Consider the following 10,864-nt stretch of genomic DNA (forward strand, 5'->3'; position numbering starts at 1 on the left):
ATGGAGGGCCTCCGGGCCCGAAGGAGGAGAGCACTGCCATAGGTACAGCGATCGCGTCCGAAGGCAGGTTCGAGCGGAGCGAGAACCTGATCGCGAAGCGAGCCGCCAGGCGAGACGGAGCGATGCCAGCGATCGCCCGCTTTTTTCGACGATGGAGGGCCGTCAAGGCCCGAAGGAGGAGAAAAAGGCAATCAACACAGTCCCAGTAGTTCGGCGGCTGCTTGGGCGTTGGCGGCGGCGGCGCCGTAGGTGGCCATGTAGACGGCGGAGCGGGGGCGCCAGACGGGGAGGCCCATCTCGACGACGACGGTGTCGGGGCGGGCGGTGAGGAGGGCGGTGGTGAGGGCGCGCTGGCCGGAGTGCCGGTGGGCGTCGCGGAGGACGATGACGAGGCCGCGCCCCTTGGCACGGTCCAAGACACGTTCCGCCGTCCCGTCCGCGCCGTCGGCCTGGACGGCGTCGGGCGCCCACGGGCGCAGGCCCCAGGGCGTCGGGCCGACCGCGATGTTGCCCGTCGACTCGGTCTCGACGACCAGGGGCGCCGCGGTCCAGCCGGGCAGGGCGCCCGTGACGCGGACGGCGCGGCGGGCGGCCTCCAGGCCGGCGGGCCGGTCGACGGCGGCGGGGCTGTGCCCGGCGAGCCATTCCCTGAGCAGGCGGGTGCGCTCGGCCGCGTCGGCCAGCCTGGCGAGGGGGAGGCGCCCGGCGCGGACGGCCTCGTCGATCGCGGCGAGGGTGGCCTCGACGGTCTCGGCGTGCTCGCGGGGGCCGAGGCACAGCAGGTCGGCGCCCGCGATGAGGGCCCGCACGGACGCCTCCGGGATGCCGATGGCGCCGCTGGCGCCCTGCATGTCGAGCGCGTCGGTGACGATCACGCCCTGGTAGCCGAGCCGCTCGCGGAGCAGGCCGGTGATCGCCTCCGGGGAGAGGGTGGCCGGCGCCCCGTGGGTGATGGCGGGCAGGTTGAGGTGCCCGGTCATCACCGCGCGGGTGCCGGCCGCGATCGCCGCCCGGAACGGGACGAGCTCGCGGCGGTCCAGCAGGTCCAGGTCGGCGTCGACGAGCGGGATCCCGAGGTGGGAGTCGTCCACGGTCGCGCCGTGGCCGGGGAAGTGCTTGGCGCAGGCGGCGACGCCCGCCTCCTGCGTGCCGGTGACGGCGGCGGCGGCGTGCCGCGCGACCAGCGCGGGGTCCGAGCCGAACGAGCGGGTGCCGATCACGGGGTTGTCGTCGGCGGTGTTGACGTCGACCGACGGCGCGAAGTTGAAGTTGACGCCGACCTCGGCCAGTTCGGCGCCGAGCGACCGGTAGATGCGGCGGGTCAGTTCGGGGTCGTCGACGGCGCCGAGCGCGGCGTTGCCCGGGTAGGGGCTGCCGGTCGCGTGGCCGCCGAGGCGGGTGACGTCGCCGCCCTCCTCGTCGATCGTGATGAAGGGGTCGCCGGCCTTGCGCATCTGCGCGGTGAGCGCGGCCAGCGCCTCCGGGCTCGGGACGTTGCCGGTGAGGGCGAAGAGCGTGACGCCGCCGAGGCCGGCCTCCAGCTCGTCCAGGACCCAGTGGGGCGCGGTCGCGCCGGGGAAGGACGGGAGCAGCGTGCCGCGGGCGAGCCGGGCGATCTCGGCCGTGGTCGCGATGTCGTCGGTCGTCACCCCTTCACCGCCCCGGCGGTGAGCCCGGACACCATGCGGCGCTGGACGATCAGGAAGAAGGCGATGACGGGAATGGTGAGCAGCGTGGACGCTGCCATGATGGGCCCCCAGGCGTTGCCGCTGCGGCCGAAGAAGAACTGCAGCATGATCGGCAGGGTGTACTTGGTCTGGTCGTCCAGGAACGTGAACGCGAAGATGAACTCGTTCCAGGCGGTGATGAAGGAGAAGATGCTGGTCGCCACCAGGCCGGGCGCGACGAGCGGGAGCATGACGCGCAGGAACGTCCGGACGGGGCCCGCGCCGTCGATGGCGGCGGCCTCCTCCAGCTCGCGGGGCACCGCGGCGACGAAGCCGCGCAGCATCCAGATCGCGAACGGGACGGCGAACCCGATGTAGACGATGACGAGGCCGGCCAGGCTGTTCAGCAGGTCCAGCTGCTTCAGGTCCAGGAACAGGGGGATGACCAGCGCCTCGCACGGCACCATCTGCACCACCAGCAGCATGATCAGGAAGGTGGTGCGGAAGCGGAACCGGAAGCGGGCGACGGCGATCGCGGCCATCAGCGAGAGCAGCCCCGACACCAGGACGGTGACGAGCGCCAGGATCGCGCTGTTGCGGAAGTACTCCCAGAAGGAGACCTCGGCGATGCCGCCGTTCAGCACCAGGTCGAAGTGCTCCAGCGTCGGATGGGACGGCAGCGGCTTCGGCGTCGTGCTGAAGATCTCGGTGTTGGGCTTGAACGCGGTGGAGGCCATCCAGAAGACGGGGAACACCGCGATCGCGAAGACCAGCAGGCCCGTCCCGTTCAGCAGCAGCTTGCGCGGCAGGCGCCTCATCGGGTCTCCCCCTGACGGACCATGACCCGCACGTAGAGGGCGGTGACGACGAGCAGGATGAGCGTGAGCACGAGCGCGATCGCCGAGCCCATGCCGAGTTTCGGATTCAGCGAGCCGAACGCCTCGGAGTAGCCGTACAGCGACAGGTTGAACGCGTCGCGGTTGGCCATCCCGGCCATGATGAACAGCTGCGTGAAGACCTTGAAGTCCCAGATGATCGACATGACGACCAGCACGAGGAAGATCGGCTTGAGCATCGGGTAGGTGAGGCTCCAGAACGTCCGCCACGGTCCGGAGCCGTCGACCCGGGCCGCCTCGTACAGCTCGCCCGGGACGCTCTTCAGCCCGGCCAGCACGGACACCGCGACGAACGGGCACGCCTGCCAGACGACGCACACGGTGAGGACGGTGTAGGTGGACAGCGGCGTGGCGAACCAGTTGTAGTCGCTCCAGCCGCCGCCGACCAGGAAGTCCGGCAGCAGGTCCAGGCACCAGTTGACCAGGCCGCCGGTGGTGCCGAACAGCCAGCTGAAGATGATCGCGGCGGTGACCGGCGGGGTCGCCCAGGCGACCATGACGCCGCCGGCGACGAAGCTCGACATCCGCTTGCCGAGCTTGTTGAGCAGCAGCCCCACCAGCGTCCCGACGACCAGGGTCAGGGACACCGCGACGACGGCGAACAGCACGGTGTGCCGCAGGGTCTGCCAGAAGAACGGGTCGTTGAAGATCTTGTCGAAGTTCTCGGTCCCCACCGTCTCGGCCGGCTCGCCGCGCAGCTGGCGGTTGCCGACCTTCTGGAACGACATGACCCCGATCTGGATCATGGGCCAGAACATCAGGACGGCGATCACGAGCACGGTGGGCGCGATCAGCAGGTAGGGCCCGAAGCGGGGCCTGCGGCGGGGGCGCGCCCGGCCGGACGTTCTCCGGCCGGGCGCTCTCCGCACCGCGGGAGCGGTGTCGAGCATGGACGTTCCGATCAGCCGGGTACTACGGGTTCAGCAGCGTGTTGGCCTGCTCGTTCGCCTTCTTCATCTCCTCCTCGGCGGACTTGCCCTGCATGATCGCCTTGACGGCGTTCGGCAGCACCTTCTTGGCCTGCTCGAACTCGCCCCAGCCGGCGCTGATCGGCGGGAACTTGGTGTTGCCGGCGATCGAGGTGAAGACCTCCAGCTTGGGGTCGGAGAACTTCACGTCCGACCGCATGGAGGAGAAGCCGCTGTAGTCCGCCCAGATCTTGGCGTTCTTGGCGTCGTTCAGCAGCGTGATGTAGTCGAAGGCCGCGCTCTTGGCCTTGCTGTCCTTCCAGACCGCGAGGTCGGAGCCGCCCGCCATGACCGGGGCGTTGCCGCCGGTCTTGCTCGGGATCGGGAAGACGCCCCACTTGTCGGCGTTCTTCTCGGAGATCTTCTTCATCTCCTTGAGCGCCCAGCTGCCGTCGACGTACATGCCGAGCTTGCCGAGCGCGAAGTCGCGCTGCGGGCCCTCCAGCTCGTTCTTGCCGACGTACTTGGCGGGCGCGACCTTCTCGGTGGTGACGAGCCCGGCGTAGTACTTGACCGCCTCGACCGCCTGCGGCTGGTCGAGCTGGCCCTTGAAGCCGCCCTTGCCGTCGTCGACGGCGACCTCGCCGCCATTGCCCCACACGAAGCTGAGCAGCGCGTTGGTCTGGTCGCTCGGGATGCCGATGCCGGGGACCTTCTTGGCTTCCTGCACCTTCTTCGCGGCGGCGGTGAGGTCCGCCCACGTCTTCGGCGGCTGGATGCCGAGCTCCTGGAACCAGTCCGTCCGGTACCAGACGCCGCGGACGCCGCCGTACCACGGCACCGCGTAGGTCTTGCCGTCCGCGGTGTCGTTGCCGAGCGCGGTCTTGTTCAGCGTCTTGCCGTCGGCCCAGCCCTTGAACTCGTCGGTGATGTCGGCGAGGCTGCCCTGCTCGATGTGGGACTGGACGTCGGTGTTGCCGAGCTCGGTGACGTCGGGGCCCTCGCCGCCGGCCGCCGCCTTCTGGAAGGTGGTGGCGACCTGCGGCCACGGCACGTACTTGACCTGGACGTCGGTGTTCGGGTGCTTCTTCTTGAACTCGGCCTCGACGCCGTCGAGGATCTTGGTCTGCTCGGGCGTGCCGTCGCCCATCATCCAGACCTTGAGCTGCGCCGGGTCCTTGCCGTCGCCCGCGTCGCCGTCCTTGCCGTCGCCGCCGCAGGCCGTGGCGGCCAGGGCGATCGCGGCCGTCACGGCCGCAACCTTGATGTACTTCACTGGGGGTTCCTTTCCGGCATCGCCTCGCGCGGCCTTGTGGCCTGCGGTGCGAGTGGAGACGGCGCGGACCCTTTAGGGTCCCAGCCATGCCCCTCTCGCGTTCGCATCGCTCGCGGGCGCCCTGCTCGCCAGTCCGCGCTCTGCGAGCGCCCCCGACCCGGGGTACCGTGCCGGTCGGCGCTTGGGCGTAAACTAACAAGAAACTTTCCTAAACAAAACTGCTCGTTAGCGGATTGAGACATCAGGGGTCGCAATGGCAAGACGCCCGGGAACGCCGAGGCTGCTGCGTGAGCTGAACGACCGCGCGGCGCTGGACCTGCTCGTCGAGCAGGGCCCGCTCACCCGCGCGCAGATCGGCGAGCACACCGGGCTGTCGAAGGTGACCGCGTCCCAGCTGCTGTCACGGCTGGAGGAGCGCGGGCTCGTCTCGGTGGTGGGGGAGCAGGCCGGGGGGCGGGGCCCCAACGCCGCACTCTATGCGGTCGTCCCGTCCAGCGCGTACGTCGCGGGCCTGGAGGTCGGGCCGGACGGGGTGACGGCCGGCGTCGCCGACATCACCGGCCACATCGTCGCCCAGGTGACCGTGGACCCCAACGGCGCCGACGACCCCGTCAAGATGGTGCACAGCGCCGTCGTCAAGGCGTGCCGCTCGGCCAAGGTCGCGGTGTCGAAGCTGAGCGCGTTCGTCATCGGGACGCCCGGCGTCGTCGACCCGCGCTCCGGCGACGTCCAGTTCTCCTTCGACCTGCCCGCCTGGCACGAGGGCGTCCTCGCCGCGCTGCGCACCGACCTGCGCCGGCCCGTGACCATCGAGAACGACGTGAACCTCGCCGCGATCGCCGAGCGGGCCTACGGGGCCGCCCGCGACGCCGACGACTTCGCGCTCATGTGGCTCGACCGCGGCATGGGCCTGTCGGTGATGCTGGGCGGACGGCTGCACCGCGGCCGGTGGGGCGGCGCGGGGGAGATCGGCTACCTGCCCGTCCCCGGGGCGCCGCTGCCGGTCGGAGCCGCCCGGCGCGCCACGCAGGACGAGGGGGTCACCGAGTCGACGACCTGGGGGATCCCGACCCTCGCCGGCGGCTACGGGGCCCTGGTGGGCGCCGACGCGGTCCGCGCCCTCGCCCACCAGCACGGCATCGCCGAGCCGACCGCCGTGGACTGCGTCCGCGCGGCCGCCGCCGACGAGGACCGCGGCGGGCCGTTCCTCGACGAGCTCGCCGACCGCATCTCCTACGGCGTGACCTCGGTCAACATCGTCCTGGACCCGGGGCTCATGGTGCTGTCGGGCAGCCTCGGCCGGGCCGGGGGGCGGCCGCTGGCCACCCGCATCGAGTCGATCGTCGGCCGGATCAGCCCGACCCGCCCCGCCGTCGCCGTCACCGGCGTGAAGGGCAACCCCGTCCTGCGAGGCGCCCTGCACGCGGCGCTGGAGCAGGCCCGCGACGACGTCTTCTCGGCCGCGGGGGCATCGTAGGAAGGCGCGTCGGCGAAGCGGGAAGCGCCCGCGCCCGCCGGGCGCGGGCGCTTCCCGCTCGCGCGGTGGACCGTTCCCCTACTTGGCGGACGCCGCCGCGACGGCGACCTCCGGATGACGCCGAGGGTCGTTCAGCGCGCGGTCGATGACGGTCTGGCTGATGATCTGACGCTTGCGCCGGAGAGCGGCGGCCTTGCGTGCCGTAGGTGTCATGCCGAAACCCCGTTCCGCGGTGGCGCTTTCCCCTGGGCCACCGCAAACCCCGTGATGCGGCCATGCTCTCAAACGAAAGGGCCGGGGGGTATCCGCCCGAGGAATGAATTCGAGGTCAGACCAACAGCGGAGGCCCGCCCTGGACAGTCCCGGGCCCGGCGCGCTGAGATCATGGGGAACGCCGACTTCTACCCGCCCGTTGGGGGAACCGTGAGCGACGAACCGAGGGGACTTCATGGCGCTGCGTGACCGTCTGCGGCGCCTCGTCCAGAAGCCGGGAAGCGTCGATCTCGCGCCGCTGCGCGCCCTGGTGGACGAGGCGGCGGCGCGCGAGTCCCGCGTCCGGGAGCTGCCGGACGCGGAGCTGACCGCCGCCGTGTCCGCCCTCCGCCGGAAGGAGGACCTCGCGGAGCTGTGCGCCCTCGGCCGGGAGGCCGCCCGGCGTACCCTGGGGGAGCGGCCCTTCGACGTGCAGCTCCTCGGAACGCTCGCGATGCTGTCGGGGCACGTCGCCGAGATGGCCACCGGCGAGGGCAAGACCCTGGCGGGCGCCCTGGCGGCGGCCGGGCACGCGCTGCGCGGCCACCGGGTCCACGTGATGTCGGTCAACGACTACCTGGCGCGGCGCGACGCCGAGTGGATGGGCCCGCTCTACGCGATGCTGGGCGTCACCGTCGCCTGGGTCGGCCAGTCGTCCACCCCCGCCGAGCGGCGCGAGGCCTACCGGGCGGACGTGACGTACGCGCCGGTCAGCGAGGTCGGGTTCGACCTGCTCCGGGACCGGCTCGCCACCGGCGCCGCCGACCTCGTGCTGCCCGAGCCGTCCGTCGCGCTGATCGACGAGGCCGACTCGGTGCTGGTGGACGAGGCCATGGTGCCGCTCGTGCTCGCGGGCGCCGCCGACCTCGACGCCGCGGATCCGCGGCACGCCGACCTGGTCCGGCGGCTGCGCCCCGGGCTGCACTACGCCACCGACGACGAGGCGCGCAACGTCCAGCTCACGGCGGCCGGGGCGCGCGAGGTGGAGCGGGCCCTCGGGCTCGACCTCTACGCGCCGGAGAACCTCGCCGCGCTCACCGCGGTGAACGTGGCGCTGCACGCGGAGGTCCTGCTGCACCGCGACGTGGACTACATCGTCCGCGACGGCGCGGTGAAGCTGGTCAGCGAGTCGCGGGGCCGGGTCGCCCTGCTGCAGCGCTGGCCGGACGGCCTGCAGGCGGCGGTCGAGGCGAAGGAGGCCCTGGACGCCTCCCCGAGCGGGGAGATCCTCGACTCGATCACCGTGCAGGAGCTGATCGGGCGCTATCCCGTCCGGTGCGGCATGACGGGCACCGCGATGGCCGTCGCCGGGCAGCTGACCGAGTTCTACTCGCTGCCGATCGCGGTCGTCCCGCCGAACCGGCCGTGCGTCCGCGAGGACGAGCCGGACCGCCTCTACGCGACCGCCGCCGACAAGGAGGTCGCGATCGTCGAGGAGATCGCCGCCGCGCACGCCGAGGGGCGTCCGGTGCTGGTCGGGACGGGCGACGTCGCCGAGTCCGAGCGGCTGGCCCGCCGGCTGGCCCGCGCCGGGCTCGACCGGGTCGTCCTCAACGCCAAGAACGACGCCGAGGAGGCCGCGATCATCGCGGAGGCGGGCGCGTACGGCGCGATCACCGTCTCCACCCAGATGGCCGGCCGGGGCACCGACATCCGGCTGGGCGGCAGCCCCTCGCCGTCCGCCCCGGGCACGGCCCCGGCCGAGCGGGACGGCGCCGACCACGACCGGGTCGCGCGCGCCGGCGGCCTGCTGGTCATCGGGACGGGCCGCTACCACAGCAGCCGCCTGGACGACCAGCTCAGGGGGCGGGCCGGACGGCAGGGCGACCCCGGCGGCTCGGTGTTCTTCACCAGCCTCCAGGACGACCTCGTCACCCGCTACGCGCCGGACGAGGAGTCGAAGGCGCCCGCCGGAGACGACGGGCTCATCACCGACAAGGGCGCGCACTGGATCGTCGGCCACGCCCAGCGCGTCGCGGAGGGCGTCGACCTGGAGCTGCACCGCAACACGTGGCGGTACAACCATCTGATCGGGCTCCAGCGGCGGGAGGTGCTCGCCGAGCGCGACGCCGTCCTGCACGGCGACGCCGCCGACAAGGCCATGGCGGCCGACGCCCCGGACCGGCACGCCGAGCTCACCGCGATCGCGGGCGCGGAGGCGGTGGCCGGCGCCGCCCGGCAGATCGTCCTGTACCAGCTGGACCGCTGCTGGGCCGAGCACCTGGCGTTCCTCGCCGACCTGCGCGAGGGCATCCACCTGCGGTCGCTCGGCCGCGGCCTGGACCCGCTGGTCGAGTTCAACCGGGAGGCCGTCCCGGCGGGCAAGCGGCTCCTGGCCGACGCGCGGAAGCGGTCCGTGGCCGCCTTCGAGGCCCTCACCGCCTCCGAGGACGGCGTCGACCTCGACTCCGCGGGGCTGAAGCGGCCGTCGGCGACCTGGACCTACCTCGTCCACGACAACCCGTTCGGGTCCTTGGACGAGCGAGCCCTGCGCGGGCTGATCAACATGTTCAGGGGGCGGCGGCGCTGAGCTCCCGGGGCACGATCGCCTCGGCGGCGGCGCGGGCGAGGGCCGCCGCGTCGCGGACGCCGGCCACGCTGAAGGCCACGATCGCGCCCTCGTGCAGGATGAGCAGCTGGTCGGCCAGCACGCCGTCGCCCACCAGGCCGGCGTAGAGGGCGCGCACCCACGCCTTCTGCTCGGCGGCCGCCCCGTGGACCGGGTGGGACGGGTCGGGCAGCTCGGCGCAGGCGTTCACCATCGAGCATCCGCGCCCGCACTCGGCGGCCATCCACTCGCCGATGGCGTCGAAGGTGGCGAGCACCCGCTCGCGGGCGCCGCCGGCCTCGGCGATCCGGCCGGTCGTGAAGGCGCGCCACCGCTCGTCGCGGGCCCGCAGGTAGGCCAGGATCAGCGCGTCCTTCGAGCCGAACCGGTCGTAGACGGTCTTCTTCGTGACGCCCGCCTCGGCGGCGATCAACTCCATGCCGACCGAGCCGATGCCGCGCTCGTAGAACAGCTCGCTCGCGGCCTGGAGGACCCGCCGGGCGGCGGGGGTGAGCGGCCGGTCGTGCGCGGGCATCTCGGCTCCTTCCTCGGGGGTGACTCGGAGTATACATACCGGTATGGCTACGTTGTAGGTATACCGGTATGTATACCTCGGGAGGGCCAGTGGACATCCGCCGATCGGACGCCCTGCTGGGCGCCGCGTTCGTCGTCATGTGGAGCTCCGGGTTCGTCGGCGCCGAGCTCGGCACCCGCAGCGCGCCCGCGAGCGCGCTGCTGGCCTGGCGGTTCGTCATCGGCGCGGGCGCGCTCGGCATCTGGCTGCTGTGGCGCCGCCGCCGGATCCCGCCCCGGGACCTGGCCCTGCACGCCCTGATCGGGACGCTGGGCCAGGTCGGCTACCTCTCCGGCGTGTTCCTCGCCGCCGAGCACGGCGTCGTGGAGGGCGTCAACAGCCTGATCACGGCGTTGCAGCCGCTCGTCGCGGTCGCGCTCGCCGCGCCCCTGCTCGGCGAACCGGTCGGCCGCCGGCAGCTCGCCGGGTTCGCCGCCGGTCTCGGCGGCGTCGCCCTCGTCGTCGGCGGCGACCTGAGCGCGGACGCCCCTGCCTGGGCGTACGCGCTTCCCTTCGCCGCCATGCTCTCCCTCGTCGGCGCCACCCTCGTCGAACGCCGCACGCGCCCCTCGCTGGAGCTCCCGGAGGCGCTGGCCGTCCAGGCCGGCGTGAGCGCCGTGGTGTTCTCGGGCTTCGCCGGCGTGGACGGCTCACTGGTTCCGCCGGCCGACCCCGCGTTCTGGACCGCCATCGCCATCCTCGTCGTGCTGGCGATGTTCGGCGGGTACGGGCTGTACTGGGTCAACGTCCGGCGCACAGGGGTTGCGCGCGTGTCCGCCCTGCTCTACCTGACACCACCCACGACGATGCTGTGGGGATGGCTGATGTTCGGCAGCACGCTCACCCTGCCGTCACTCCTGGGCGTGCTCGTATGCGCCGCCGCCGTGACCGTCGCGCTTCGGGGCTCGGGCGGTCAGGAGCGCAGCCGCAGCCCGCGAGGCGTGGGATGGAACCCGGCCGACTCGAGCGCGGCGGCCAGCGGGGAGTCGCCGATCGCCTCGCCGTCGGCGCGCTCCACGGTCAGCTTGCCGAGCGCCCCCTCGCGGACGGCCAGGGCGAGCGCGTCGACGGCCGGCTGCAGGACGCCGGGATCGTCGTCCCAGGTCAGGAGCGTCCGCCCGCCGCGCTCGACGTAGAGGACGAGGCGGCCCTCGACCAGGACGACGAGCGCGCCGGCCTTGCGGCCCGGCTTGTGGCCGCTGGCGACCTCGTCGGCGCGCTCCGGCCAGGGCAGCGCCGCGCCGTACGGGTTGGCGGGATCGGCCG

Annotated in this window: 9 protein-coding genes; 3 read left to right on the forward strand and 6 right to left on the reverse strand. The window is 72.7% G+C overall.

Annotation, left to right across the window (positions count from 1 at the left end; translation table 11 throughout):
* Window positions 1-191 precede the first annotated feature (191 nt).
* Genes AB0C69_RS28620 through AB0C69_RS28635 form a run of 4 tightly spaced genes read right to left on the reverse strand, consistent with a single transcriptional unit; the run spans window position 192 to window position 4,747 of the window.
* Window positions 192-1,649, reverse strand: a complete 1,458-nt coding sequence (locus AB0C69_RS28620) for a glycoside hydrolase family 3 N-terminal domain-containing protein (RefSeq protein ID WP_360358286.1) — start codon at window positions 1,647-1,649, stop codon at window positions 192-194.
* Window positions 1,646-2,485, reverse strand: a complete 840-nt coding sequence (locus AB0C69_RS28625; protein ID WP_345174285.1) for a carbohydrate ABC transporter permease — start codon at window positions 2,483-2,485, stop codon at window positions 1,646-1,648. Before AB0C69_RS28625 ends, AB0C69_RS28620 begins: the two co-directional genes overlap by 4 nt.
* Window positions 2,482-3,453 carry a sugar ABC transporter permease gene (locus AB0C69_RS28630; protein WP_360358287.1) on the reverse strand — a complete coding sequence of 324 codons (972 nt, stop codon included), beginning with the start codon at window positions 3,451-3,453 and terminating at the stop codon, window positions 2,482-2,484. Before AB0C69_RS28630 ends, AB0C69_RS28625 begins: the two co-directional genes overlap by 4 nt.
* Window positions 3,454-3,475: 22 nt before the next feature.
* Window positions 3,476-4,747: an extracellular solute-binding protein gene (locus tag AB0C69_RS28635; protein ID WP_345174291.1), complete on the reverse strand. Its 1,272-nt coding sequence runs from the start codon at window positions 4,745-4,747 to the stop codon at window positions 3,476-3,478.
* A 253-nt stretch (window positions 4,748-5,000) separates the two neighbouring features.
* On the opposite strand from AB0C69_RS28635, the gene AB0C69_RS28640 reads away from it, so the two are divergent.
* Window positions 5,001-6,224, forward strand: coding sequence for an ROK family transcriptional regulator (locus tag AB0C69_RS28640; protein WP_345174292.1), 1,224 nt, complete (start codon window positions 5,001-5,003; stop codon window positions 6,222-6,224).
* A 78-nt stretch (window positions 6,225-6,302) separates the two neighbouring features.
* On the opposite strand, the gene AB0C69_RS28645 is transcribed toward AB0C69_RS28640, so the two are convergent.
* Window positions 6,303-6,437 (reverse strand): hypothetical protein, encoded by a 135-nt coding sequence (locus AB0C69_RS28645; RefSeq protein WP_258938661.1) that lies wholly within the window; start codon window positions 6,435-6,437, stop codon window positions 6,303-6,305.
* 235 nt (window positions 6,438-6,672) lie between these two features.
* On the opposite strand from AB0C69_RS28645, the gene secA2 reads away from it, so the two are divergent.
* Window positions 6,673-9,006 carry an accessory Sec system translocase SecA2 gene (gene secA2 / locus AB0C69_RS28650; protein ID WP_360358288.1) on the forward strand — a complete coding sequence of 778 codons (2,334 nt, stop codon included), beginning with the start codon at window positions 6,673-6,675 and terminating at the stop codon, window positions 9,004-9,006.
* On the opposite strand, the gene AB0C69_RS28655 is transcribed toward secA2, so the two are convergent.
* Window positions 8,987-9,559 (reverse strand): helix-turn-helix domain-containing protein, encoded by a 573-nt coding sequence (locus AB0C69_RS28655; protein ID WP_360358289.1) that lies wholly within the window; start codon window positions 9,557-9,559, stop codon window positions 8,987-8,989. The two genes, secA2 and AB0C69_RS28655, sit on opposite strands and share 20 nt — an antisense overlap.
* An 89-nt stretch (window positions 9,560-9,648) precedes the next feature.
* Here AB0C69_RS28655 and AB0C69_RS28660 point away from each other — a divergent pair, with 89 nt between their 5' ends.
* The gene (locus AB0C69_RS28660) at window positions 9,649-10,734 is read left to right on the forward strand and encodes a DMT family transporter (RefSeq protein WP_360358290.1); all 1,086 of its coding nucleotides are present in this window, start codon (window positions 9,649-9,651) and stop codon (window positions 10,732-10,734) included.
* Window positions 10,735-10,864 lie beyond the last annotated feature (130 nt).

It is taken from the genome of Actinomadura sp. NPDC048032 (assembly GCF_040653175.1).
GTDB lineage: Bacteria > Actinomycetota > Actinomycetes > Streptosporangiales > Streptosporangiaceae > Spirillospora > Spirillospora verrucosospora.

Excerpts from the sequence above, each read along its gene's own strand:
- AB0C69_RS28640 (WP_345174292.1), top strand. The coding sequence starts at position 5,001 with ATGGCAAGACGCCCGGGAACGCCGAGGCTGCTGCGTGAGCTGAACGAC.
- secA2 (WP_360358288.1), top strand. The coding sequence starts at position 6,673 with ATGGCGCTGCGTGACCGTCTGCGGCGCCTCGTCCAGAAGCCGGGAAGC.
- AB0C69_RS28630 (WP_360358287.1), bottom strand. The coding sequence starts at position 3,453 with ATGCTCGACACCGCTCCCGCGGTGCGGAGAGCGCCCGGCCGGAGAACG.
- AB0C69_RS28655 (WP_360358289.1), bottom strand. The coding sequence starts at position 9,559 with ATGCCCGCGCACGACCGGCCGCTCACCCCCGCCGCCCGGCGGGTCCTC.
- AB0C69_RS28645 (WP_258938661.1), bottom strand. The coding sequence starts at position 6,437 with ATGACACCTACGGCACGCAAGGCCGCCGCTCTCCGGCGCAAGCGTCAG.
- AB0C69_RS28625 (WP_345174285.1), bottom strand. The coding sequence starts at position 2,485 with ATGAGGCGCCTGCCGCGCAAGCTGCTGCTGAACGGGACGGGCCTGCTG.